We start from the raw sequence: 23,877 nt of genomic DNA, 5'->3' as shown, positions 1-23,877 counted from the left end.
GCCATGCGGCTTATGAAGCATTGATTCGATTAAGAATTCGCTACTTTTACACGAATCGTGTTTTTGCCAAGCTTTGACAAGTTCAGCTTGTTTAGTGCCGCTTTAGCTTCTTCTTGTTCTGGCATTTCAACAAAAGCAAAGCCTTTTGAGTCGCCAGTTTCTTGGTCTAAAACTAGGCTGCACTCTTTTACTGAACCGAACTCAGAAAATAGCACACGGATGTCTTGCTCAGAGGTAGAGCGCGATAGGTTACGAACTAGAAGTTTCATAATAAACCTTGAATATGAATTTACGCCGAGCATTGTCGCACACTTTCATGCTCACCCTCACAAATAATTACTCTAATCATTTCTTTGGTAACGCGTCGCTCTATTTACCGATTAAGCGAGCTGTTTACCTGCTAGCCGCGGTTTATCGTGATATCTGATACGAATCCATGCTCGGTGCTGGTTAACGCCTGCTGCAACATCTGAGCGGCTTCTTGCGCGGTCATAAAGCTCGAGGTATCCATGTCTTTACCGCTTGTATTCCAAAACTCGGTCGCCATTCCTCCAGGATAAACCGCCACGATTTTCATCGGGTGACCTTTTAGCTCCAACCTTACCGATTCGATAAAGCCTTTCACGGCCCATTTTGCCGCGCAGTAGGTGGACTCTTCCGCTTTAGCACCTTGTGCCGCCGTCGACATCACCACAGCAATGGTGACCGATTGATCTTTGTAGCGCTGCACAAGCTCGCGAATCAAAAAGATCGAAGACTCAATATTGTTTTTCAGCATGTCGCTGATGGTGGCTGGGTCTTGCTGTTCTATCTTACCGAAGTAGCCACTGCCAGCGCTGTGGATCACCAGCTTAGGCATTTCAGGTAACGCATCCAATAACTCACTCACTGAGTGCGGGTCACAGAGATCACACGCTTGGCTAATGGTATTCGCTGGCAGGCCTTGCGCTACTTCGGCTAAACGTTGTGCGTTGCGACCTGTAATGGCTACACGCTGAGCGTTGGTTGCGGCGTTAGCATATTGCTTCGCGAGCGCTGCCCCTAAACCGCTGCTTGATCCGGTAATTAAAATCATACTGTCTTAAGTTTGTAGAGTTGATTCGAGATAGTAAGGGGCTAGGCTAAGATTTTCTGAGATCTATGGCTAAAGTTGGTCGATGACTTGATTGATGAGCTGCTCGGTAAAGCTGATATTAAAGGTTCGAGTATGGTGAAAGGGTAGGTTATTGCATCTCGAGAGGGAAGTGCGTCAGAAAGTAAAAGCGCCGGCATAGAGCCAGCGCTTTTGAGTAATCATAAGTGATTATTCGTCGTCGAACTGTTTGATCGTGAACGCGTCTTCGATTCGGTTAAGCTCTTCTTGTTCTTTCACTCGCTTCTCTTCTTGCAGAGTCGCTCTCGTTTCGTTGAAACGTTTTTTCTCTGACTTAGTCAGGAATTTTACAGCTTTTTTGTTGGTCAGTGCGTAAGCAACTACGTCTTCACCTTTTTCTCTGCGCTCGTTTACGCGTTGTGAGAAACGTTCATTGTCGCGAGCTTTACGCTCCGCTGAGGTCAACTTGCTCATGCTTTAAAGCCTTTTCAATTATTCATGGTAGGGAATCTACGCTTAGCGAAACAAATGGGAACTGCTTAGTGTCAGTCTAGTCCATTTGTATGCTGGTGGCGCATCTTAGCACAGTGGCTTGAGCATGCAGGTATGCTATTCGAGGGATTAAACAAAACAGCCCACAATTTTCGTTGTGGGCTGTTTTGTAACGTACTGTAGTTATCGATGAAGTCATCGATTTAAAACTAAGAATCAGAAGCGGCAGCTAAATCAGATCTTCTCGATGTATAAGATGACCTCTCCGACTTTAAATCCAAATTTGGACATCTCAGTCTTGTTGAACAAGCGCTTGTCGTCCATCAAGAACATCCAATCATCGAGCACCACTTCATAAGTGCTGCCGTCTACTTCAATTTCTAGATCATATTTCCAATACAGCGCTGAACCTTGGGTCTCACCATAAGCGGTTCCAACGACATCGTTGGCGGTGCCCGAATAGGTGTTTTCGCCCGTTTTGAGCAGATTCCAAACGCGAGTAGAGCGCTCGCCATCAGCAAAAGAGAACCACTCTTTTATTTCTCCGTTGTCACCGTCCCAAGTCGCGATCAGTTTGGCATCAAAGCGGCGCAGTAGGTTACCAGAGCGGTCGAGCACCATGCCATAGGCCATGAGCTCGCCATTAAAAAAGGTTTCAAGCTTGAGCTCTGGCGTAGTGTCGACATGGTCTTCTAAACTTGCAGAGCCACAGCCCACTAGCCAAGTGAGTGAAAAAAATACCAGAGCGAATTTTATTATTGCTGTTTTTGGATTCATTTGTTCAAACCTAAAAGTTGTTTACGAAGACCGGGTTCAGAGGTGTTTTCAGATAACCAAATCGCTAGAAAGGCTTCGCCGAATTGTTTGTCTTGAATGGTGCCTATCGGTTGTTCATCGAAATAAAAGCGACTCACGTTATCTTCAGCGACACGAATCGTGAGTGTGCTTCCTTCTTCCACGTTCGGCCACATCGCGTACAAGGGTTTCAACCAACGTTGAATGTTGCTGTTAGAGTAGCCAAGCTTGTTCCACTGATCTTCGGTCGCGTCTACGAGGTCTTTGCTATCGATAGAGCGGTAATACTCAAGCTTCAAAGCTCGTTCAGAGTTGGTTGGCGTCGCGTAGAATTCTGCGGAGTAGAGAGTCCAAAATAGGTAGCTCATTTCACCCTCTCCACGTTTATTTAGATCGTCGACAGCAGAGGCTTTAACGCTTCCAGCAAATAACAGCGCAGCAAAAATTAACGAGAGAGTAATAAAGCTTAGAAGTGTGTTTTTTGCTTGCTGATGAGGGCGAACAATACCTCGCTCAGGTTTGAACGTTTGTGTCGGGTTGCGTGGATAAGCCATAAGTCACCTCGTTATTGCCATTTTAGGTTGTATTAAGTTGGAGTAGGCGGCCACCAGTAAGGGCAACAAAATCCCCCAACTTATTGCAAGGGCAGCAACTACCGATGCATCTGGCCAAGTAGTAAGAAGAGCACCTGCTTTGATGCCTCCCCAATAACTACTAGTACCTGCTACGAACCCTATGACAAACAAGATCACTTTCGAGCATTTTAATAGCCAATTTAGGCTGTGGTTAAAACTGATTAAGAACATGATCCACAGGCAGACAAGCCACACCGGGAACCAAGATTGATTCGCAATTTCAGAGTCGACGGCAAACACGCCGAAGTGCAGTAAGAGGCTATCAAGCAACAGCCCCAATGGTAATAAAATGAGTATCTTCAGATCGCTACTGCGAGTCGGTGATAGAAGGAAGTGAACCACTACAATCAGTGGTGTGACGAACGGGGCTTGCGCGGTAAAGAAGGCACTGCAAACCCAGGTCGCTTGAAACAGTACGAGATTAATAATCCAAAACCGCTTCATCTTTTGCTCCAAAGTAACGAGGTTTTCTTGCGACTACATGGTGAGTGCTGATCACGCGCTCTTTGAATGCGCCTTCACAGTAGCAGAAGTAGAAGATCCACAAGCGCTTAAACTCTTCTGAATAGCCGAGGGACTCTAACTCTTCCCAACTATTTTCAAAGGCGATGTTCCAATCATTCAGTGTTCGAGCGTAGTGCAGGCCAATGTCATCAATTTCTTGAACCACAAGGTCGGTGCTGGTCGCAAGGTGTTGGGTCATTACTGAAACCGAAGGTAGGCAACCGCCGGGGAAGATGTACTTCTGAATAAAGTCGACACCTTTGCGGTATTTGTCGTAACGACTGTCAGCAATAGTAATCGCTTGAATCAGCATCTTGCCTGAGGGCTTAAGTAACGACGAACACTTTTCAAAGAAGGTTTGTAGATATTCATGGCCGACCGCTTCTATCATCTCGATCGAAACCAACTTGTCATACTCACCAGTGAGATTGCGATAATCCTCTTTAAGCAGGGTGATTTTGTCGGTTAAACCAAGTGCTTTTACTCTCTGTTCCGCAAGCGTATGTTGTGCATCTGATATTGTGGTTGTGGTGACATGACAACCGTAGTGCTGCGCCATAAAGATGGCTAAGCCGCCCCAGCCTGTGCCTATCTCGACCACGCTATCTTTCTCCGACAGTTCTAATCGCTCACAGATGGTTTTCATTTTGTTTTGTTGAGCCTTCGACAAGGTATCTGCGTCTTCGCTGTAGATAGCGGAAGAGTACTGCATCGAGCTATCTAAGAAGCGCTCATACAGTTCGTTGCCAATATCATAGTGAGCGAGAATATTTCGCTTAGAGCCTTGCTCTGTGTTGGCATTCTTACGACGCAGCAATAGGTTTTTTAAGCGGGAAATCCATTGTGTCTTGTCATCAAGCTCATCCAATTGGGCTTGGTTACGAGCCATGATTTGAATCACACGCGTGAGATTCGGGCTGGTCCATTTACCATCGATGTACGCTTCAGATGCCCCAATACTGCCGTTGATAACTACATCTCTAAAAAAGGTCGCATCATGAATTACGATTCGACCTTTCAAGTCTGCTTCTCGGTCGCCGAACACCGAATGCTGGTCGCGCTCAATGATCTCGAGCGTCGCGAATTGCAGGCTTTCTAAAACCTTAAAGATTAAAGCTCGATATTTACAGTTGCTTGAAACAGCAACGGCTTTAGCTTGTTGTTCAATATTGTTGTTTTGTTTGGCAAGCTGTTCCATGTAAACCTCGCTGATAACTCATTCTAATATTTTGTGCCAACTAAGCTGAGTTCAGCTCCTTGATTGGAGCGAACCCAAGCTTCAATTGAGTTCTTTCATGTGCGCTTAAGACGTAGAGTCTGGATGCGCCACAAACGGTACTTTTTTCAGGAATAATTTGAGAGCCTGATAATAAATTCCCATCACGACTTTTATCGTCATCGCCGGAATCTTGAATACCGTTCGTCTAATGTTTGTCTTGGTTACTGACTGTTTCGTCAGAGCCAGTGTCGCATCGAAAAGCTTATCGTCTCGGCGGCTTTCGATGTGAACTAACGTGCGTTTCGCTGGTGGCTTAATTTTCCAAAAATAAGTCATGTTCAAATCCATGAACGGCGAAACGTGAAACTCTTTTTTTACCTTCAACTCTTGGTGCATGTCGATGAGATAGTAGTGTCTTTCTCGCCAAGGCGTGTTGCTCACCTCAGCCAACATGTATTTGCAATCTCCAGTTTCGTCGTAACAGAAGAAGCAGTTGATTGGGCTGAAATAGATGCCTAAACAGCGGCACTGAGCCAGCATCGTCACACGGTTTGAATCAGACCAAACCCCACCAAGTTGTTGCACTTTGGAAGCTATACGTTGCTTAAGTGATTTTGGTTCATCCGTGGTGACATTTTCTTTTTTTTCAGCGAGATAATCCGATTCGACAAACCGAATCGGGTTGTACCAACGAGTTCCGAACAGCGCACTGCGCGCTGTGGTTTGGGGCAGCTCATCAAGATCTAACCCCATCATATATAGCTGATAGCTAAACTCATGGGTGATGTCGCCAAAGCGGCGATGTCTGACGTTACCCCAATAGATACCGCTGAGCTCTTCACTCTTTTCGGATGCGATCCCCATCTCGGGTGTCAGGGTTTGACTGTTCATAGCGCGGAACTCGTACTCAAATCTAAACCGAAGCGTTTGGTTACATCGAGTGCACTGTGGACACCGTCTTCATGGAAGCCGTTGTACCAGTACGCGCCGGCAAAGTGCGTCTGGTTTTTGCCACAAATCTGCTCACGCTTGTGCTGAGCTTCGACCGTGTTCGAATTAAGTACCGGGTGATGATAAACAAAGCTGCGAATGATTTTTTCTGGGTCGATGGCTTCGCTTTGATTCAAGGTGACACAGAAGGTGTCTTGGCTTTCGATGCCTTGCAGAATGTTCATGTTGTACGTGACACAAGCAGGTCGTTTACTGTCGCCATCCAACATGTAATTCCAGCTTGCCCAAGCCAGTTTTCTATCTGGGAGTAAGCGAGTATCGGTGTGCAGAACGACTTCATTACGGCTGTATGGGATCTCGCCCAGTACCTGTTGCTCTTGTTTTGTTGCATCACCAAGCAGACGTAAGGCTTGGTCTGAGTGGCAAGCAAAGATTACTTCGTCGAAGTCTTGTGTGCTGCCATCTTCAAATTCAATCGTGACGCCTGTTTCTTGGCGAGTCACTTGTTTAATCGATGTATTCAGTGCAACAGGTTTGTTTAAGCGTGAAAGGATGATTTCAACATAAGAACGCGATCCCTTTGGAATCACATACCACTGAGGACGGTTTGCGATATCGAGCAATCCGTGGTTGTAGAAAAACTGGATGAAGAACTTCAGCTCAAACTCTTCCATCTCTTCCAAGCTTGTCGACCAAATAGCCGCGCCCATCGGCAGGATATAGTGCTGACTAAAAAAGTCGGAAAATTGATTATCGCGTAGGAAGCTGCCAAGGGTAACGTCTGGTGTGAATTTATTGCTTTCAAACTGAGCCTTACACAGTTTGTTGAACTTGAGAATGTCAGACACTAAAGACCAGAACTGAGGTTTGAAGATGTTACTCCTCTGCGCGAATAACGAATTAATGCTGTGGCCGTTGTATTCAAACTTGGTAGTCGTGTTGTGGACGCTGAAGCTCATCTCAGTCGGTTGCCTTTCGACACCGAGTTGTTCTAGAAGCTGATTGAAATTCGGGTAGGTTCGATCATTGAATACGATGAAACCTGTATCTATCGAAAACGCCGAGCCTTGATGTTCAATATCAACGGTAGCGGTGTGCCCCCCTACGTAATCGTTCTTTTCGAATACTGTTACGTCGTGGTGCTTATCTAATATATGCGCGCAAGTGAGTCCAGAGATACCTGAACCAATAATGGCGATTTTCTTCATTGTTATACCATCCTTGAAGCGAGTTTTTGCCAAACTGGAGTTGGAAGCATTCTTAGTAGCTTCATCAACATGATGAATCGTCTTGGGAAATCAATTTCACTCTTTCCTTGAGCGATACCATTTACGATTCGCTGAGTTGCGGCCTCACTACTAATAATCATAGGCATAGAGAACGTATTTCGCTCGGTTAATGGCGTTTCAACAAAGCCTGGGTGCACAATTGAGACATGAATGTTGTGCGTTGCCAGATCAACCGAAAGTGTTCTGCCTAAGTAGGTGAGGGCTGCCTTTGAAGCGCCATAAGCCTCGGCTCTTGGCAAAGGTAAAAAGCTGGCGCTGGAGCTGACTAAAACCAAACGGCCGCCTGGCTTGATGTTTTTTAACCAGGCTTTAAGAGCGTAGCCAATTGAAATTAGGTTTATGTTGATGACGCGCTCGAACAGCTCGGCATCAAAATTCACTGGGTCGTCGATGTACTCACAATCACCCGCATTTAGAATCAGCAGGTCGAGCGGTTTGTCTTGGTCGAGTTCTGGGAAGTTGTGGTAATCAGTCAGGTCGAAACAGAGCGGCGTAATGGATGAATGCGCGACGTCTGTCTCGTGCGAATCAACTAAGGCTTGCAGCTTGTCTGAGTTGCGGCCACAAGCAATCACCTGATGTCCTTGCTGAGCGTAATCTTTAGCTAGGGATTGGCCGATACCTGAGGTCGCGCCTGTAATCATAATACGCATTATCGGCTCGCCCTCTTTTTGATGGATTTGATCGCGCAGCCCAGTACTGGAATGTGTTCATACAACATAGAGCCGACGTCGAGATAGTCTCTGTGGTAGACCACTTGACCGTCGAGCATCTTAAGGTGGCTGTGTCCTTGTACTTCGATCGGCTTTTGCCCATTTAATTGTTTGTGAGCAAACTGCATCGTCCAGTAAACAGAAGCTTCGTCGTTCGCTTCGAAAGTGTGTTCGATATGAAAGTAACAGCTGGTTACTTGGGTGTAGAGGTTCTCGAAGTAGTGCGTAAGCGCCGAAATACCGCTGACATGATGCAGCGGATCTTGGAATTCAATATCAGGGTGATAAACCGTCTTAAGCACGTCGAAATTGTCGGTTCCGAGTTCTCGATACATGTTGAGAAAGTTATCAAGCCATAGAGAGTTATCCATAATATTCACTCTAATTATTTGAAGAAGGCTAAGGCTCTCAATCGTGCTTCTTTATGCTCAACGATGGGTTGCCAGTATTCGCTGTCTATTCCGTTTTTAGCGATAAATTCATGTGGGAAATGCACATGCTTATCTGGGATATTTTGCAGCTCTGGTATGTACTTACGAATAAAAATTCCTTTTGGATCAAACTTTTCACTCTGGGTGATTGGATTGAAAATTCGGAAGTAAGGTTGAGCATCACAGCCAGTACTTGAAGCCCACTGCCAGCCACCATTGTTGGCACTAAAGTCACCATCGATAAGGTGTGACATAAAGAAACGTTCGCCCCAACGCCAGTCAATAAGCAGGTGCTTGGTTAGGAAGCTTGCCACCACCATTCTTAGCCTGTTGTGCATCCAGCCCGTTTCAACCAGTTGACGCATTGCTGCATCAACCAATGGATATCCTGTTTTTCCTTCGCACCAAGCTTTGAAGCTAGGGTGATCGTGATACCAATCTAAACCATTGTATTTTGGCTGAAAGTTAGCACCTTTAACCAGTTTAGGATGGTGGAACATCAAATGCTTATAAAAATCTCGCCAAATCAATTCATTGAGCCAACAAAAGGCCGGTAATTGCGTATCAAATAACAGATCGGGTTGTTGCTGAATCAATTGAATCGCTAACCAACGTGGGCTCACGGCGCCAATCGCTAAATAAGGTGATAGCCCTGATGTCCCTTTAACTGAGGGAATGTCTCTCAGACGTGCGTAGTCGTTGACTTTATTGCCTAAGAAATTGGGGATCACATTGCCCAATACATCTTGGCTTAATGGCCAGCGACTCGAATCCACACGAGGAAAGTCGAAATCATAGTCAACGGAGAGGGTTAAGGCTTGTAAGTCGTCAGGAAGCTGTGTTTGTAAACGTTCAGCTGACTCGACAGGAGCTGGACTGCAGATGATGCCTTTCACCTGAACTTCTTTTAACCAAGCGTTCTTAAAGGGCGTAAAAACTTTGAACATCTCGCCTTGTTTGTTGAGAACGCTACCGAGTGGCAGCATAACGTCACAATCGCTGATCTTGAGGTTTAAGCCGCTTGAAATTAGCTTTTTATCGCGAGCCTGTTCATCGACCTCAGGCTCAGAGTTTGCGTAGACGCACTTGGCATCAAGCTGCTGGCATAAGTCGATGAGCTGTCTGGATTGGTCGTCAAAATCGGTCGCTTTCAGATGAAGCAAAGTCATCCCAAATTCAGCGAGCTGGGAATCGAGTTGTTTTAGATGACGATAGATGAAATCAGCTTTGATTGGTGCAAGGTGGTGTTGCTGCCATTGCTGTGGGGTTGAAATAAAAACGGCGATAGATACGCCGTTTTCAATTGCTGCGACGAGAGCTGGGTTATCGTGAATCCTCAGGTCTCGTCGTATCCATAAAATGTCGCTCAATATCCGTATCTCAGCTTAAGTTCTTGTGGGTGAGGGTTTAGGTAAACCTGTGATTCCAAGTACTCGTTTGGGTATTCCATTAGGTAGTGATTGATCAGTGTCAGCGGCACTAGCAGTGGAATCACGCCCTCTCTGAAAGAATCTATCTGGTTGGTGAGTTCTTGCTTGTGAGCGCTACTCAGTTGTTTCTTAAAGTAACCTTGCAAGTGATGCAGCGTATTGGCGTGACTGCCTCGATTAGCATGATGCGATAACGCCTTCATCAAACCTTCGATGTATTGAGCCGCCAATTCGTCGATGTCTAACTCATTACCCGCTAACAGTTTGCCCAAACTTTTGTATCCCTCAACGTGGTGACACATGACTAAGTACTTGTGAGCGCTGTGGAACTGAATCAGTTTGTGTTTAGTCACACCTTCATCCACAAGATCGAGCCATTTTTGATAAGTGAACACTCGAGTCATGAAGTTTTCACGCAAAATGGGATCGTTAAGGCGGCCGTTTTCTTCAACGGGAAGTAACGGGTTACCGTCCATAATTTGTTGGGTGAACATGCCTACACCAGTCGATTCAGAGCCGCGACCATGGTGGTGGTATACCTTCACGCGTTCCATTCCACAGGTTGGGCTTTTTTGACACACAATAAAGCCAGCAATGTGTTGGTTGTTCTTTGAGTAGTTTTGACCGAACTCGATCAGTTCGTTGGTCACATCACCTGAACCATCTGGGCGAGAAACGTGAATGATGTCATCTAACATTCTTGTTTGACGAATGGTTGGGCGAGGAGTTGGAAGGCCGACGCCCATTTCAGGACAAACCGGTTCTAACTCTACGTAATCCGCAAGATCGTCTGTGCAAAAGCGAGAACGTTTGTGTCCAGTATCGAACCGAACTTTATGACCGGCGACACATGCACTGATGCCTATTTTTATTTTTTTATCCATTGGTCAATTCCTTACGATCATTGCTCATCGTTATTCTTATATTATGTGGTTTGTTGCTTATTCCACATTACTTTAGTTCGGTTTTTACTTTTCTACCTAGCCAACTGTGCGAGTCTTGTGACGAGCCCAGTAAATACTTCAATCTAATAAATGTATTTACCTAGTGGGTTGAACAGTTGACTCACGCCTTTAGTGAAGTACAACGCATCACTTGAAACGGTTAAACAGACACAACCTTCTTTTGTTGCAGGTTGATGAGTGTGATTGCCGTCCAACCAGATGAAGTCACCTTTGTTGTAGACACCCATTTCGTCTTCGAAACTGCCTTCTAGAAGAAGCGTGATCTCGAAGCCTTTGTGGGTGTGACAAGGCACTTGTCCATCTTTGTCGATGTGCAACAAGCTGGTGTGGTGTGCTTCGTCAGCAAAATCGAGTCTTGCTCGTGAAATTTTGCCTAGGTTCATCCAGTCCTTTCTCGCGACTGAGTTGAGGGCGCGAGGAATTGTGAATGTTGTGTCTGCGACGGTTACTTTCTGAACCTCTGGAGTCACTTCAACTGACTGTGAAGCATCGGCTGTGATTTGCTCAATCGCGTCAAAATCAAAGTCCATGTCGTCCATTGAGAAGTTGTCTAGATCTTCATTTGAGAAGACTGGCTCTGCGTCAAATGCACTATTCGCCGCTTCAGCGGTAAGCTGCTTAACTTGTTGTTGGCAGTGTTCACACAGTTCTACATGGCTAGAAACAATCAAAGAAACTGAATCAGCCAGCGTGCCATCGACGAAGTCTTTCAAGATTGCCGCGTTTGGGTGATGTTTAATCATGGTCTTGTTCCCCCATGTGAACTTTTAATTTGGCTAAAGCGAGTCTCAGACGTGATTTCACAGTTCCAAGTGGGACGCCAAGTTGCTGAGCGAGTTGCTCTTGAGAGAGCTCTTGAAAATAGACGCCTTTGACGATGGTTTTCTGAGCAAGAGGCAATTTCTCTATTTGAGTCATTACGTGTCGGCTCATCAAATGATCACCGAATGGCAAATCTTCACTTTGAGATTCGGCTACCATCGCATCTATCGGCCAGATATCGTCGGCTATCGTTTGTTCGGCTTTCGCTTTCACTTTACGCAACATATCGAACGCTGCATTACGCATTACCGTGTAGACCCAAGTGGTCGCAGCGCCTTTATCTACATTGTAGAGATGTGCTTTCTTCCAAACATTAGTCATCGTGTCTTGAACTAGCTCGTTGGCAGCCGCTTCGCCGCCTAACTTACTAATGCCAAAACGCTTAATCTTAGGAGCGAAGAACTTAAACAAACAGGTGAATGCCTGCTTGTCTCGGTCGGTACCAACCAACACCAACCAGCTCGAGAGCTCTGTCGGTACTTTGTTGTCTGTAGGTACTTTGTTATCGGGAATAATGACATGCTCCTTGCCGTTCCCTGAACTTCTGCTTTCCACTTGCATAGTAACTAACCATCATGCGAATTTGATAGGCACTACGTGAAAGGAGAAAGTCGGGATCACTTTAATTTAAATTAATTTCCACTATACAAAATTATAGTGAAGAAAGGTGCTTATTGCCCCGTAATGATTTGATTCAAAAAAGGAACTAGAGACGGAAAACTGGCTGGCTCAGTAAATTCTGTTTTCTTTTCCAGTGGGATAGGCATCATTTCGAGCAATCGCGCACAGATCCATTGTGGGCTCTCAAAATCAGGAGTGGGATAGAGTGTTCTTATCGAATCGTGGTCGCGAAACAACTGAACCAAAAATGCGGTAAACACGTTGGGCACTTTATATTCATCGGTAGGCCAGTGAGGCAACAAGCTGAATTGGCTTTTAATCAGTTCATCGTCGTCTCGAAACGAACCATGCAATTGCACCAACTTTTCGCCTTCGACATCAATTTCTAAGATCTGGTCGTCCGACATATTGAAGTCGACGATTGTCACTTTTGTTCCCCAAGAACTAAGATGCTCAGAGTTAGAGTTATCTTGAGTGGCGATAATGAAACCATCGCCCTGCGCTGCGTGAGCAACCATCGCGAGGTACTTTGGCTCAAAAATGCGCAGTCTTTGTCTGCCTCCCGGTAGAAGGAAGATGGGGAGGGGAAACACTGCGAGCTCCAGAGAAGACTCTACGGGTGTTTCTGGTTCGGCGTTTGTCCGCGTGGTCTTCCTAGGTGAATTCGGCACATAGTACTCCTTAGTTCAAATGTGATTTGAGAAGATATACGCGGGGAGGGTGGTGTTCGATCAATTCGCTTCGGCTTATGTTGGCAAAGGGATAAGTATTTTGTTGCACCTGTTCATAAATTCATTGTTTTTACCTTTTCTCATACGCGTCATTAGGTAATATGTGTACAAATAGTAAGCGAATGGGTAGTCGCCAGGCGATGCTTCTATCTGACGTTCTTCTATACCTAACATCGCATCAAAGGAATGGTCATGATTGTTATTTATGGTATCAAAGAGTGCTTAAATCCAATTAAGTTGCAGCTCTCTAATGTGTTGCAGCAGTGCTTAAACAGTGAAATGGGTTTACCCGATGACAAGCGAGCACATCGGTTTGTGCCATTGGAACGAGATGACTTCTTTTACCCAGAAGGAAGAACAGAAGCTTATACCGTCATTGAGATCAACATGATGGAAGGTCGAGCGGTAAATACCAAAAAGCGCTTAATCAAGAAGATATTTTCTGAGATAGAGAAGCAGTTAGCTATCTCTCCAATTGATATTGAAATCACCATTAAGGAGCAGCCATCGCACTGCTGGGGATTTCGAGGCATGACCGGCGATGAAGCTCAAGATCTGAAGTATAAAGTGAAGGTCTAGGGTTAACTCTTAACACGTAAGACTTAAGCAAACCTATCGAGTGACGGCTTTGGAATTTGATGCCCAAGCCGTTTTGTCTCGTTCTCGACACTAACCTTTCAGCACCTAAGCATCGTCACTCTCTTTCAAATACTGATGCCAATTTTCATTGATCACGTCAAAGTGCTCAACGCAGAACTCTTTTCTGTCTTTCAAATAGTCGTTTTCCACTTCATCGAGCAAGTTTTTATAGGCATCAGGATCGCTGCCATACACTAAGCATAACGTGGAGAAGTAACGCTGCAGGTCGAAACTGTGCTCGTCGATGTATTCCCCCAAGTCGTAATACTCCGGGCGGTCTTCTGACTCGAAAGCGAACATGTCAGCAGCGCTGATAGCGGCATCAGCCCCATGCTCTACGTAGTTAAGCAGTAGCACGGTTGCTAGGTTATCAACCGCATCTTCTTCTTTACCCAATATGGCAATGTTCTGATCTTCGATATACGCATGCCCAGCTTCGTGTAGTAGGGTGTGCAGCAAGGTATCAATAGCGCCGGTTTGCGCAGATTTCCCATACTCTTTTTCGTATTGGTTCTTCTCGAAATAATGGAATGACTCAGCGTAAAAACTGTAAGGGATCAGCACTTGATGGGTTTGCGGATCGTAGAGTGGTCCTTCTTCCCCGCCATATTGAATGGTTAATGGCTTCTCAAACATGAACAGTTGGTTTGATAGGTCGACCACGGTGTCATTAACGCCACTGCTTTGAATCTCTCGTTTGAGCTGCTCTTCTTCGGTATTTTGCGGTGTAGAGTACTCGACGATTAGGTTACTTTGGGTGGTTTGTTCACTAGATGCATAAGTTGTGGCAAACATTGCACTTAAGGCTAGGCTGCAGGTCAATGTTCGTTTCAATAATGTCATCGGCTATCCTTGTGATTACGTGGTGAATCAGAGTCGTGCTGGGGGTAACAACTCCAAGCTGTGTACCCTGATTTAGTTATTGCGTTAGAGTATAAGTTTAGACGGAATTTTGATGCATCGAGGACTGCAATTTTTGATGTAGGCGCTATCCTATCAATGAATAATCCGCTTAGCGTTTCGCCACAAAGAATAGGTGAGCTGAATGAGCGGTATCTATGTGATTCGTTTCTGTTGGTAATTAACAGATAAATTTCGGTTCAACAGAACCCTTGTGCTATACTCCGCGCCCCAATCCGAATTGGCTTGTTTAATCTTAGGAAATTATTATGAGTGTTAAAAACGAACTTCAACAAATTAACAACCGTCTAGACAAGTGTCGCCACAAGTTAGATGCTGCTAAAACTCGTAATGATCGTCCTGTTGTTCGTCAGTTCGAGGAAGAGATTAAGAAGCTAACTAAGAAAATTGCCCAGCTTAAACACAAAGAAAGCTACGATGTGAACCAAGAGCGTAAGTCTCTGGTTGATATGCCATTTAGCCGTGAAATCACTAAGGCTGAGCAAGCGGATATGGGTAAACTTAAAAAGTCTGTTAAAGGACTCGTAATTGTTCACCCAATGACGAAGATCGGTAAAGAACTTCGCATTGAGGTTATGACGGGTTACGCACCGAAAAAATTCTAATTACCAGCGATGGTGATGAAAGAGGAGCTAGAAATAGCTCCTTTTTGCTTTTTTAGGTATTAAGAAAGCAGAGTCAGCGGCATAGATACTCACGCCGTTTTCAACTTTTAGGAGGTGATTGTTGTCACAAATCCTTTTATCTCCTATAAAAGTTAACGTGCTACTAACATGGCACTAAGCGATCGCAGTAATGTGTTCGCTTTTCGAATCCACACTTTCTCTCCAGTTTGTATAAATATAGGTAGAGCAGCACAAATAATTACAGATAAAACTAGACTCATTAGGGAAGATGAGAACGTAAAAAAATAGAGGTTATATGAATCAATTAATTTCAATTGGACCATTAGAATCCTTCCTAATCGCGATTAGTGTTTTGTTTCTAGGTCATTTCGTCAATGCAAAGCTTCCGATTCTCAAAAAGTACAACATTCCAGAGCCCATTGTCGGCGGCTTGATTGTCGCTTTTGCTATTACAGCCCTGCACTTTAACGGCCTTGACCTTGAGTTTTCTTTGCCCCTGCAGAACACGTTTATGTTGATGTTCTTTGCAACGGTCGGCCTTGCGGCGAACTACACGCAGCTGATAAAAGGTGGTGCTAAGGTATTCCTATTCTTAGGGGTAGCGTCGGTTTACATCATTATCCAAAACGGTGTAGGCGTAACCTTAGCAACGGCACTAGGCCTTGAACCCTTGATGGGTTTGATTGCTGGCTCTATCACGCTTTCGGGTGGTCACGGTACAGGCGCGGCTTGGTCTCAAACCTTTGCAGACACGTTTGGCATTGCAAATACGCTAGAAATCGCAATGGCTTCAGCGACCTTTGGTTTGATCATCGGTGGTATTATCGGTAGCCCAGTGGCGCAAAAGCTGATTGATAAAAACCAGCTTGAATCTGAGTACGGCACTGGCACGCAAACGCACGAGCGCTTCCCTGAACTTGTTACTTACAACGAGTATGAAGAAGACAAAGTGACGGCGAAGAAGGTGATTGAAGTGTTGTTCATCCTTCTTATCTGTATCACGGGTGCGAAGTACCTAGAGCAGTGGGTGGCGACTTTTGAAATTTCTTGGTTGATGATTCCTGACTTCGTTTACGCGTTGTTTATCGGTGTGTTCATCACTAACGTGTTTGAAGTGACTAAGCTGCATAAGACTGACAGCGAAACGGTCGATATTCTTGGTACGGTGTCATTGTCACTGTTCCTAGCAATGGCGCTAATGAGCCTTAAGCTTTGGAACATCTTTGATCTTGCGATTCCGTTCTTGGCTATTCTTGCGGTTCAGGCGGTGGTGTTAGGTATCTTCTCTTACTTTGTGACGTTCAAAGTAATGGGTTCTAACTACGACGCAGCGGTTATGGCGGGTGGTCACTGTGGTTTCGGCCTAGGTGCAACACCAACGGCAGTAATGAACATGGGCTCTTTGGTGAATCGATACGGTCCATCGCCACAAGCCTTCATGGTTGTGCCAATTGTTGGTGCCTTCTTTATCGATATCGTTAACCTGATTATCCTTCAAGGTTACATCTCGTTTATAGGTTAATGTTCGCCTTTGCTTAAGTGCGATAAGCTCATCGCACTAAGATGAATACAAGAAAGCCAGCCTGTTGACTGGCTTTTTTATTGCTTGCTTATACTCGAGTTGCTCTAGTATAAGCATCAAATTTTCCCGAATTTGATGTGCATTTTTGTGTTGAATACAGCCGAACTATGTAATGAGTCGACTGCTTTTACACCTTTGTACTTATGATGGTGAACTTATTTGCAACTCCTTTAGTAAAGGAAATGCAGCCTTGATGTGCTCTCCCGTGACAATGAATCCAACCAACTGGTTATCTTCATTGAAGCCTTTGGCGACAATGCCTTTAGGATCGAATCGAGTTTCCCAGCTCTGAGCTGTGTGAATATCGCGCCCTGCCAGCTGAATAGGGTAACTCGGTGTTTTCACCTTGGTGATCATATGAGGCAAGCTGAGCTTTGCATCGCCCACTTTGATCTCTCCTTTATCCATAGTCAGCTGCTTCGCCAACACGTTTGCCGACAAGATTGCTGGCTGTAAGTAGGCCATCACACGACCTTCAATTTCAGCGCAATCACCAATCGCATACACATTGTTGGCGCTGGTTTTCAGGGTGTCATTGACCACAATGCCTCTGTTGACCTCTATTCCCGCTTGCGTGGCTAAAGCCGTATTTGGCCTTAATCCTGCTGCGGCAATAACGATATCTGCTCGTATTAATCGAGAGGCGGTAGTTTGTAGCCTGACTCCATCGTGGAGGTAAGTCGCTCGACAAATCGCCGAGTCGGTTTCGACGGTAACCCCTGCTTTTGTCAGCTCCCTTTCCAACTCAAGTGAAACGAAAGGCGGCACAAGGCTGTTCAATAGATAACTTGCGGGTTCGATAATCGTGACATCTTTGCCCGCAGTTTGAAGGTCGAATGCAAGCTCGACCCCAATCAAGCCTCCACCAATCACAGTGATACGTTGTGCGTCATCAACCTGAGCCTTGTGTTTTTCGAACTCTTCCAAGCTATTGAGAGTAATGGTCGCGCTGCGTTTAAGCCCTTCCGCTGGTGGTATGAAGGGCGTTGCGCCAGTCGCTAATACCAACTTCGAATAGTGAATAATTTGCCCGTCAACATGAACACACTGCTGCTTAGTATCGATTTCACTGACGAAAGCCTTGGTTTTGATGACTACGTTGTACTGCTCAGCCAATTGCTGAGCGTTATTAACGGCTAACGACTGTGGTGTTTGAGCCTGGCTGAATACGTGTGAAAGATTCGGCTTACTGTACTCAACCCCTGCATCTGCCGTGATCATGGTAATCGCGACATCTTGGTCAATTTTACGTACCATCTTTATGGTTTGTAGGGCGGCGAAACCACCGCCCACAATCACAATGTTCGACATGTTACTTCTCCACAAACACTTCTTTACCTAAATGGCATTCAGGGCAAAGGAAATCATCTGGCACTTGTGCCCAAGGTGTTCCCGGTTCAACGCCTTGGTAGGGTTCACCTAACTGTGGGTCGTACACCCATTCACACACAGTACAGCGCCAGCAAGTGCAATCTGCGCTATGTACAGGCTTATCTTGCGCTTCTTCTGACTTCTGCTCTGTCGTGTCTTTTAGCTCTGTTGGGGTGCTTGTCGGTGCTGATTCAATACGTTGAACGTTGCGCTCAACTTGTTTAGGCTCACTAACCTCGTCCGCATCGGTGCGCCAAACTTCGGCCAGTGTCATCCCGTAGTCAATACATTGACGAAGTGCGTCTGTATCTGGTTTCCAGTGGATGTGCTGAGGTGCGCTCACCTCGAAGTTGGCTTCACGTAAGCGAGCATCGATGCGTTTTACTGCGCCGCCAGTCCAACCTGAAGAGCCAAATGCTGCGGCTCTTTTTCCTGCAAAGCGCAGGCCGTGTATTTCTTCAAGTAGCGCGGCGATTTGCGGCATCATCACGTTGTTCATGGTCGATGACCCAACAAGCACACCCTTTGAGCGGAAGACATTGGCAAGGATGTCATTCTTGTCGTGCTTAGAAATATTGAACACCTTGATTGCCGTTTCTGGGCTGCCTTTGCGGATACCCTTCGCGATAGCATCAGCCATCATGCGAGTGTTGTTGGACATGGTGTCGTAGACAATCGTGATGCGATCTTCTTTGTAGGCTTTCGACCACTCGTAATATTGCTCAACGATTTGAGTCGCATTGTCACGCCAAATACAACCGTGAGAGGTTGCGATAACATCGATCGGCACGCCTAAGCTCAGCACTTCTTCAATCTTTGCTTTAACCAGCGGCGCAAACGGCGTCAGGATATTCGAGAAGTAACGCAGACACTGTTCATGTAGTTCAACTTGGTCTAGCTGGTCATTGAATAGATTTTCGTCGCAGTAGTGTTGGCCGAAAGCGTCGTTACTAAACAGGATTTCATCACCAGTTAGGTAAGTTGCCATTGAGTCTGGCCAGTGCAGCATTTTCATCTCAACGAAGATAAGTTGCTTGCCGTTACCGACATCAAGAGTGTCACCGGTTTTGACGGTTCTGAAATTCCAGTCTGGTTGGTGGTGATGACCAACAATGGAGGTCACTCCAGCTTCAGTACAATAAACCGGCGTGTTCGGAATTTTAGCAAGCAGCGCAGAGAGCGCGCCTGAGTGGTCTTCTTCGGCGTGCTGGCAAATGATGTAGTCGATCTCGTTGATATCGATTTCCATCTCTAGGTTTGCAAGGAATTGCTCAGTAAAGCGATGATCGACAGTATCGACAAGCACTGTATTCTCTTCACGGATCAGGTACGAGTTATAGCTCGTACCTTTGTTCATGTGGTATTCCTTACCGTGGAAATGCTCGGTTTCCCAATCGTGGACGCCGACCCAATGAACATTTGATTTAACGTGAATAGTCATAATGATAATACCTTATTGAAATATCTAAGGCTCTCATTGCACTAGTCGTGCCACATTTTTAAATTGTTGTTTTAATTGTGTTTGTTTGCTTTTTGAGCTCTAATTTGTGTCTTTATGACTTGTTGGTTTTTGTAATCATATTGAATTTAATGTGTCTTTATGACTTTTTGGTGGGTAGTGGCTTGGATAAATAACAGATATAAAAAAGGCCAGCGAGCGTCTGGCCAAATAAAGCAGTGCGATTTGTTTGTGTCAGCTATTACAGATCAGTGTCTATTACAGCGTAGTAATGACTTCATCAAGAGCTAGGCGCGCTTTTGGTTTGCCGTAGTTGTAGTCTTCGCCGTCTTTGTGGTAGCCGATAGCTAGCGCTACATCAACAATGTGACCTTCTAGTTCGTCAGCAAACTCTTCGCTGATCATAGCTGCATCTACACCTTCCATAGGTGTTGAAGCGATACCTAGGCGAGCTAGTGTGTGCAGTGTGTTACCTAGTGCGATGTAAACTTGAGACTTAGTCCAGTTACCGTTGAAACCTGTTTCGTCTGTGTTCATTTCTGCGAATGCGTAAGCACCTAAGAATTGCTCGTACATTTCAGCTGGTAGGTGACCAGAGCTTACTTCTGTATCAGCACGCTTCGCGAATTTCTCTTTAGTGTACTTAGGATCGTGAGCAAACAGGATCGTGTGTGACGCTTCTTTCGCATGTGGTTGGTTAAACTGGAACATGTTTTCGAAAGTATTGTGGAAGCGTTGTTTTGCTGCGTCACTCTCAATGATGATGAATTTCCAAGGCTGAGAGTTGATAGAAGAAGCTGACAAGCGAAGTGCTTCTTTGATTACTTCCATGTCTTCCGCAGAGATGCGTTTTTCTGCATCGTATTTTTTAGCTGTGTAACGAGTGTTTAGATCAGTAATGATTGGATGAGTCATGTTGAATCCTAATATCTATCAATAATAAATGTTGTAGGGTTTTATGTTCAGTCACGTCAACAATAAACGGATAACGAATTTAAACGAATCTCTATAGATTGAACGTCTAAATAGTTATCGAACATGCCCCAATAAATCGAGTATCTGCGGTAGCTCAAGTCGATGGGTGTAAGATAATAGAAGAATGACTCGGGAAAAATAGCGAACATATCAAATCACTATGGTTAATAATGTCCATAATGATTCGATAAATGTGATCTTAATGGAGGTGGAATCTCTAGATTCAGTAGCTTAGTAAGCCTTGATACCATATTGGCGCAATAATGGCGGAAGTACGCTGTCTAGGTTGGGGATATCTTCTGGCGTAATTTCGATTAAACCAAAACCATGATCTTCATAGATTTTTCTCGTCGCTTCACGTTTATCTTCGGCGATTGGCGCAGAATCGGTTCCCCAGAACTGGATGTATACTTTGCCACTTGGTAGATAAAAATCGCTGATCACTTCTTTTGATATTGGTAGCGGACGCTCGTACGCATGAACCACTCCTGCCATATAAAGCCAGTTATCGATGATCAGTTCTCCCTTTGAACGAACATAATGCCCATCTAAGCTTCGGTGCTTCGCCTCAAATTTCTGACGAAAACTGGAGAATGACACATCGGTCGAGTGGCTTTCAGCATCATGCCCTAGGAATTCAACAACAGACTGCTTCAAACGTTTATTGCGAACCAGTGAGTCGTGCCATACCACGAATAAGTTTTGAGTCGCTTTATCTTCTCTTTGTTCACCACCGGCTTTTAAGCCTGTAGAGGTGACATGCCAACCGTCTTCTTCTTTTGTTATCCAACCAAGTTCATTGAGCAATAAGTTGATCTTCTTTGCGCTAAGTTGAAAAGCACTACCCAGTTGAGTCGCAGTTAGTGTTTTTCCTGAGAATGAGTCCAAATCGATAAGTAGTTTCTCTGGCCAGACAATAAAGACACCAAACTTCTTGTGTTCGACATATTCCCCACCAAAGCTTTCTCCCCGTTCTGTGAGAATCCAACGCTCTTGTGAACGCACTATATAGCCCGCTGTTTTTAGATCGCTAAATAAAGCTTTAGCTTCTATGCCTTTTTGTTTAGCGAGTGCGGATGTGGAAATTTTGTCTGACATAGTCTTTTCTCAAATAGCGGAGTCATCAGCTGATGGGTGTTGGAGATATATATGATGCGATAGCGTTGGTAAATACCATATCACATCTATCAATACTAACTGCAGTTCAGTGGTCTATGTTTTTAGTAGAGCGTTAGGTCTCGTTTTGTATTTTTAGCAAAATGTAGCTCAATCTGTAATTAAATTACATTTATAGTGATTTTACTCATCTGGCTGCATATTTTATATACGTGACACGATGTTCTTTTATACGGTTTATATAGATCTTAGATGCTATATTTTACTAAGTGTGATTTTGATCACTATTTATTTTTAAGTATTACAAAATAAAATGTGATCCCGATCGTGTGTTAATGATATCCATTATCATTAATTTGGCTTTGTAATTTAAATTCATGGTGTTTTTGTGATCTAAGGTGTGCTTGTTAACCCGAAAGTGTTTTTCGTGTGTGATGGCTGTCACGAAAGTTGGGCTAGGGTGCATTTTGGAAATGTTGTGATACATTTTAATCGACTTTTGAGTACACACTTTCGGTCATTTGACCAACCAATACACTACGGGGTTCTACCTATGTTATCACCAGAAGCAAAGATTAAGGTTCAAAACTTTGGTCGTTTCTTATCCAATATGGTAATGCCAAACATCGGCGCATTTATTGCGTGGGGTTTCATTACTGCACTATTCATCCCAACGGGTTGGTGGCCTAACGAAACGTTAGCATCAATGGTTGGTCCTATGATTACATACCTACTGCCACTATTGATTGGTTACACCGGTGGTAAAATGGTTGGTGGTGACCGCGGTGCGGTAGTGGGCGCTATCACAACAATGGGTGTTATCGTTGGTACTGATATCCCAATGTTCATGGGTGCAATGATTGTAGGTCCACTAGGTGGTATCGCAATTAAGAAATTCGATGAAGCTGTTCACGGTAAAGTGAAGAGTGGTTTCGAAATGCTAGTGAACAACTTCTCTGCGGGTATCATCGGCATGATCTGTGCGATCATCGCGTTCATCGTGATTGGTCCTGCGGTTAAGATTCTGTCTGGCGGACTTGCGGCTGGCGTAAACGCAATGGTAGAAGCGGGTGCACTACCTCTAGCATCTATTTTTGTTGAACCTGCGAAAATTCTATTCCTAAATAACGCAATCAACCACGGTATCTTCTCTCCACTAGGTATCCAGCAATCTGAAGAGATGGGTCGCTCTATCTTCTTCCTAATCGAAGCAAACCCAGGTCCTGGTTTTGGTCTTCTACTTGCTTACATGGTGTTTGGTAAAGGTAGCGCGAAGCAATCTGCTGCTGGTGCATCTATCATCCACTTCCTAGGTGGTATCCACGAAATTTACTTCCCTTACGTACTAATGAACCCACGTCTAATTCTTGCGGTAATCGCAGGTGGTATGGCGGGTGTATTCACTAACGTAATGTTCGATTCTGGCCTTATCTCTCCAGCATCACCAGGCTCTATCTTCGCAATCTTACTGATGACGCCAAAAGGCTCTTACATCGGTGTTGTCTTGTCAGTTATCGCAGCAACAGCAGTATCTTTCTTAGTGGCTTCAATTCTGCTTAAAACTTCAGCTCAAGATGACGACGAAGACTCTCTAGAAAAAGCTTCTGCACAAATGAAAGACATGAAAGCGTCTTCTAAAGGTGCAGCAGCAGAAGCAAACGTAAACCTAGCGGATGTAAAAGCAGTTTATGTAGCGTGTGATGCGGGTATGGGTTCAAGTGCAATGGGTGCAGGTCTACTACGTAAGAAAGTAGCAACAGCTGGCCTAGACATTGAAGTAACCAACTACGCAATCAACAACCTACCGGCTGATTCGCAAATCGTTATTACGCATAAAGACCTAACAGACCGTGCTCGTAGCACTGTGCCAGGTGCGATGCATATGTCTCTAAGCAACTTCCTAGACGGCGGCGTATACGACCAACTAGTTGCTGAGCTTGTCGATGCTCAAAGTGGCGAAGCGAAAGTAGAAGCTCCGGCTCCTGCAGCAGCTCCAGCGCATGAAGGCAACAAGCTTGCACTCACTGACGACAGCATCTTCCTTGGCCTTAAAGCGACTCAAAAAGAAGACGCAATCAAGTTTGCTGGCGAACAATTAGTAAAACTTGGCAACGTATCACCAGAATATGTAGATGGCATGTTTGCTCGTGAAGAGCTTGTGTCTACTTACCTAGGTGAGTCTATCGCAGTACCACACGGCACAATCGAAGCGAAACAGTACGTACAAAAAACCGGCATCGTTTTCTGTCAGTACCCTGAAGGTATTCAGTGGGGCGAAGATGAAGATGATATCGCGAAAATGGTTATCGGTATTGCCGCACAAGGCGATGAGCACAACATGGTGCTGATGGCTATTACCAATTCACTCGATGATGAAGAAGCTGTGGAATGCCTACAGAACACAACAAACCCTGCTGATGTTCTACGTATTCTCAACGGAAACTAAAAAGCTCTAGTCAAGCTCCTGAGTGAAGGAGGCCGGTATCCCCCTACTGGC

The 23,877-nt window shown here is 45.0% G+C and carries 25 protein-coding genes; 4 read left to right on the top strand and 21 right to left on the bottom strand.

The window, feature by feature from the left end:
- Positions 1-29: 29 nt before the first annotated feature.
- From AB4484_RS05140 to AB4484_RS05065, 16 genes are all read right to left on the bottom strand, one after another.
- Complete coding sequence (locus tag AB4484_RS05140; protein WP_017061273.1) at positions 30-269, bottom strand: RNA-binding protein; 240 nt, start codon at positions 267-269, stop codon at positions 30-32.
- Positions 270-400: 131 nt separating this feature from the next.
- A complete protein-coding gene (locus tag AB4484_RS05135) occupies positions 401-1,075 on the bottom strand; it encodes an SDR family NAD(P)-dependent oxidoreductase (RefSeq protein WP_065676024.1) in 675 nt (224 codons plus the stop codon).
- A gap of 228 nt (positions 1,076-1,303) precedes the next feature.
- Positions 1,304-1,567, bottom strand: a complete 264-nt coding sequence (locus AB4484_RS05130; protein ID WP_050632599.1) for a hypothetical protein — start codon at positions 1,565-1,567, stop codon at positions 1,304-1,306.
- Positions 1,568-1,819: 252 nt separating this feature from the next.
- Positions 1,820-2,362, bottom strand: a complete 543-nt coding sequence (locus AB4484_RS05125) for a DUF3833 domain-containing protein (protein ID WP_248336348.1) — start codon at positions 2,360-2,362, stop codon at positions 1,820-1,822.
- The gene (locus tag AB4484_RS05120; RefSeq protein WP_050651211.1) at positions 2,359-2,934 is read right to left on the bottom strand and encodes a chalcone isomerase family protein; all 576 of its coding nucleotides are present in this window, start codon (positions 2,932-2,934) and stop codon (positions 2,359-2,361) included. Before AB4484_RS05120 ends, AB4484_RS05125 begins: the two co-directional genes overlap by 4 nt.
- Before the next feature lie 3 nt (positions 2,935-2,937).
- Positions 2,938-3,459 (bottom strand): DUF2878 domain-containing protein, encoded by a 522-nt coding sequence (locus AB4484_RS05115; RefSeq protein ID WP_017061278.1) that lies wholly within the window; start codon positions 3,457-3,459, stop codon positions 2,938-2,940.
- Positions 3,437-4,717, bottom strand: a complete 1,281-nt coding sequence (locus tag AB4484_RS05110; protein WP_050651212.1) for a cyclopropane-fatty-acyl-phospholipid synthase family protein — start codon at positions 4,715-4,717, stop codon at positions 3,437-3,439. Before AB4484_RS05110 ends, AB4484_RS05115 begins: the two co-directional genes overlap by 23 nt.
- A gap of 105 nt (positions 4,718-4,822) precedes the next feature.
- Positions 4,823-5,629, bottom strand: a complete 807-nt coding sequence (locus tag AB4484_RS05105; RefSeq protein WP_017061280.1) for a DUF1365 domain-containing protein — start codon at positions 5,627-5,629, stop codon at positions 4,823-4,825.
- Entirely contained in the window at positions 5,626-6,897 is a 1,272-nt protein-coding gene (locus tag AB4484_RS05100) for an NAD(P)/FAD-dependent oxidoreductase (RefSeq protein ID WP_372076751.1), read from the bottom strand. The genes AB4484_RS05105 and AB4484_RS05100 overlap by 4 nt, the downstream gene beginning before the upstream one ends.
- Positions 6,898-6,899: 2 nt before the next feature.
- Positions 6,900-7,631: an SDR family NAD(P)-dependent oxidoreductase gene (locus tag AB4484_RS05095; protein WP_248336350.1), complete on the bottom strand. Its 732-nt coding sequence runs from the start codon at positions 7,629-7,631 to the stop codon at positions 6,900-6,902.
- Complete coding sequence (locus AB4484_RS05090; protein WP_017061283.1) at positions 7,631-8,062, bottom strand: nuclear transport factor 2 family protein; 432 nt, start codon at positions 8,060-8,062, stop codon at positions 7,631-7,633. The genes AB4484_RS05095 and AB4484_RS05090 overlap by 1 nt, the downstream gene beginning before the upstream one ends.
- Positions 8,063-8,076: 14 nt before the next feature.
- On the bottom strand, positions 8,077-9,492 hold the full coding sequence (phrB, locus tag AB4484_RS05085) for a deoxyribodipyrimidine photo-lyase (protein ID WP_333008260.1): 1,416 nt from the start codon (positions 9,490-9,492) through the stop codon (positions 8,077-8,079).
- A complete protein-coding gene (locus tag AB4484_RS05080; RefSeq protein WP_050620197.1) occupies positions 9,489-10,436 on the bottom strand; it encodes a DUF523 and DUF1722 domain-containing protein in 948 nt (315 codons plus the stop codon). Before AB4484_RS05080 ends, phrB begins: the two co-directional genes overlap by 4 nt.
- Positions 10,437-10,579: 143 nt before the next feature.
- Complete coding sequence (locus tag AB4484_RS05075; RefSeq protein ID WP_050651217.1) at positions 10,580-11,260, bottom strand: ChrR family anti-sigma-E factor; 681 nt, start codon at positions 11,258-11,260, stop codon at positions 10,580-10,582.
- On the bottom strand, positions 11,253-11,900 hold the full coding sequence (locus tag AB4484_RS05070; RefSeq protein WP_017060967.1) for a sigma-70 family RNA polymerase sigma factor: 648 nt from the start codon (positions 11,898-11,900) through the stop codon (positions 11,253-11,255). The genes AB4484_RS05075 and AB4484_RS05070 overlap by 8 nt, the downstream gene beginning before the upstream one ends.
- A gap of 110 nt (positions 11,901-12,010) precedes the next feature.
- On the bottom strand, positions 12,011-12,631 hold the full coding sequence (locus tag AB4484_RS05065; protein ID WP_333008255.1) for an LON peptidase substrate-binding domain-containing protein: 621 nt from the start codon (positions 12,629-12,631) through the stop codon (positions 12,011-12,013).
- A 252-nt stretch (positions 12,632-12,883) separates the two neighbouring features.
- Between AB4484_RS05065 and AB4484_RS05060 the strand changes: the two genes are divergently transcribed.
- Entirely contained in the window at positions 12,884-13,270 is a 387-nt protein-coding gene (locus tag AB4484_RS05060) for a tautomerase family protein (protein WP_017070218.1), read from the top strand.
- Between the two features lie 105 nt (positions 13,271-13,375).
- Here the strand turns inward: AB4484_RS05060 and AB4484_RS05055 are convergent, their stop codons facing one another.
- The gene (locus AB4484_RS05055) at positions 13,376-14,173 is read right to left on the bottom strand and encodes a DUF4344 domain-containing metallopeptidase (RefSeq protein ID WP_372076748.1); all 798 of its coding nucleotides are present in this window, start codon (positions 14,171-14,173) and stop codon (positions 13,376-13,378) included.
- Between the two features lie 326 nt (positions 14,174-14,499).
- Here AB4484_RS05055 and AB4484_RS05050 point away from each other — a divergent pair, with 326 nt between their 5' ends.
- Together AB4484_RS05050 and gltS are read left to right on the top strand one after the other, a co-directional pair.
- Positions 14,500-14,856, top strand: a complete 357-nt coding sequence (locus AB4484_RS05050; protein WP_017060971.1) for a YibL family ribosome-associated protein — start codon at positions 14,500-14,502, stop codon at positions 14,854-14,856.
- 316 nt (positions 14,857-15,172) lie between these two features.
- Positions 15,173-16,399, top strand: coding sequence for a sodium/glutamate symporter (gltS, locus tag AB4484_RS05045; protein ID WP_048610056.1), 1,227 nt, complete (start codon positions 15,173-15,175; stop codon positions 16,397-16,399).
- Between the two features lie 201 nt (positions 16,400-16,600).
- Here the strand turns inward: gltS and norW are convergent, their stop codons facing one another.
- From norW to AB4484_RS05025, 4 genes are all read right to left on the bottom strand, one after another.
- The gene (norW, locus tag AB4484_RS05040) at positions 16,601-17,770 is read right to left on the bottom strand and encodes an NADH:flavorubredoxin reductase NorW (RefSeq protein WP_248336356.1); all 1,170 of its coding nucleotides are present in this window, start codon (positions 17,768-17,770) and stop codon (positions 16,601-16,603) included.
- 1 nt (position 17,771) lies between these two features.
- On the bottom strand, positions 17,772-19,271 hold the full coding sequence (norV, locus tag AB4484_RS05035; protein WP_372076746.1) for an anaerobic nitric oxide reductase flavorubredoxin: 1,500 nt from the start codon (positions 19,269-19,271) through the stop codon (positions 17,772-17,774).
- A 276-nt stretch (positions 19,272-19,547) separates the two neighbouring features.
- Positions 19,548-20,204, bottom strand: a complete 657-nt coding sequence (locus AB4484_RS05030; protein WP_048610277.1) for a nitroreductase family protein — start codon at positions 20,202-20,204, stop codon at positions 19,548-19,550.
- A gap of 291 nt (positions 20,205-20,495) precedes the next feature.
- Positions 20,496-21,362, bottom strand: coding sequence for a glycerol kinase (locus tag AB4484_RS05025; protein ID WP_248336358.1), 867 nt, complete (start codon positions 21,360-21,362; stop codon positions 20,496-20,498).
- A 571-nt stretch (positions 21,363-21,933) separates the two neighbouring features.
- Here AB4484_RS05025 and AB4484_RS05020 point away from each other — a divergent pair.
- Positions 21,934-23,826: a PTS mannitol transporter subunit IICBA gene (locus AB4484_RS05020; RefSeq protein WP_372076745.1), complete on the top strand. Its 1,893-nt coding sequence runs from the start codon at positions 21,934-21,936 to the stop codon at positions 23,824-23,826.
- The last annotated feature ends 51 nt before the right edge of the window (positions 23,827-23,877 follow it).

The sequence above is a fragment of the Vibrio sp. 10N.261.46.A3 genome (genome assembly GCF_041472995.1).
GTDB lineage: Bacteria > Pseudomonadota > Gammaproteobacteria > Enterobacterales > Vibrionaceae > Vibrio > Vibrio coralliirubri.
This window is presented reverse-complemented; position numbering and strand designations above follow the sequence as displayed.

Excerpts from the sequence above, each read along its gene's own strand:
- AB4484_RS05140 (WP_017061273.1), bottom strand. The coding sequence starts at position 269 with ATGAAACTTCTAGTTCGTAACCTATCGCGCTCTACCTCTGAGCAAGAC.
- AB4484_RS05135 (WP_065676024.1), bottom strand. The coding sequence starts at position 1,075 with ATGATTTTAATTACCGGATCAAGCAGCGGTTTAGGGGCAGCGCTCGCG.
- AB4484_RS05130 (WP_050632599.1), bottom strand. The coding sequence starts at position 1,567 with ATGAGCAAGTTGACCTCAGCGGAGCGTAAAGCTCGCGACAATGAACGT.
- AB4484_RS05125 (WP_248336348.1), bottom strand. The coding sequence starts at position 2,362 with ATGAATCCAAAAACAGCAATAATAAAATTCGCTCTGGTATTTTTTTCA.
- AB4484_RS05120 (WP_050651211.1), bottom strand. The coding sequence starts at position 2,934 with ATGGCTTATCCACGCAACCCGACACAAACGTTCAAACCTGAGCGAGGT.
- AB4484_RS05115 (WP_017061278.1), bottom strand. The coding sequence starts at position 3,459 with ATGAAGCGGTTTTGGATTATTAATCTCGTACTGTTTCAAGCGACCTGG.
- AB4484_RS05110 (WP_050651212.1), bottom strand. The coding sequence starts at position 4,717 with ATGGAACAGCTTGCCAAACAAAACAACAATATTGAACAACAAGCTAAA.
- AB4484_RS05105 (WP_017061280.1), bottom strand. The coding sequence starts at position 5,629 with ATGAACAGTCAAACCCTGACACCCGAGATGGGGATCGCATCCGAAAAG.
- AB4484_RS05100 (WP_372076751.1), bottom strand. The coding sequence starts at position 6,897 with ATGAAGAAAATCGCCATTATTGGTTCAGGTATCTCTGGACTCACTTGC.
- AB4484_RS05095 (WP_248336350.1), bottom strand. The coding sequence starts at position 7,631 with ATGCGTATTATGATTACAGGCGCGACCTCAGGTATCGGCCAATCCCTA.
- AB4484_RS05090 (WP_017061283.1), bottom strand. The coding sequence starts at position 8,062 with ATGGATAACTCTCTATGGCTTGATAACTTTCTCAACATGTATCGAGAA.
- AB4484_RS05080 (WP_050620197.1), bottom strand. The coding sequence starts at position 10,436 with ATGGATAAAAAAATAAAAATAGGCATCAGTGCATGTGTCGCCGGTCAT.
- AB4484_RS05075 (WP_050651217.1), bottom strand. The coding sequence starts at position 11,260 with ATGATTAAACATCACCCAAACGCGGCAATCTTGAAAGACTTCGTCGAT.
- AB4484_RS05070 (WP_017060967.1), bottom strand. The coding sequence starts at position 11,900 with ATGCAAGTGGAAAGCAGAAGTTCAGGGAACGGCAAGGAGCATGTCATT.
- AB4484_RS05060 (WP_017070218.1), top strand. The coding sequence starts at position 12,884 with ATGATTGTTATTTATGGTATCAAAGAGTGCTTAAATCCAATTAAGTTG.
- AB4484_RS05055 (WP_372076748.1), bottom strand. The coding sequence starts at position 14,173 with ATGACATTATTGAAACGAACATTGACCTGCAGCCTAGCCTTAAGTGCA.
- AB4484_RS05050 (WP_017060971.1), top strand. The coding sequence starts at position 14,500 with ATGAGTGTTAAAAACGAACTTCAACAAATTAACAACCGTCTAGACAAG.
- gltS (WP_048610056.1), top strand. The coding sequence starts at position 15,173 with ATGAATCAATTAATTTCAATTGGACCATTAGAATCCTTCCTAATCGCG.
- norW (WP_248336356.1), bottom strand. The coding sequence starts at position 17,770 with ATGTCGAACATTGTGATTGTGGGCGGTGGTTTCGCCGCCCTACAAACC.
- norV (WP_372076746.1), bottom strand. The coding sequence starts at position 19,271 with ATGACTATTCACGTTAAATCAAATGTTCATTGGGTCGGCGTCCACGAT.
- AB4484_RS05030 (WP_048610277.1), bottom strand. The coding sequence starts at position 20,204 with ATGACTCATCCAATCATTACTGATCTAAACACTCGTTACACAGCTAAA.
- AB4484_RS05025 (WP_248336358.1), bottom strand. The coding sequence starts at position 21,362 with ATGTCAGACAAAATTTCCACATCCGCACTCGCTAAACAAAAAGGCATA.
- AB4484_RS05020 (WP_372076745.1), top strand. The coding sequence starts at position 21,934 with ATGTTATCACCAGAAGCAAAGATTAAGGTTCAAAACTTTGGTCGTTTC.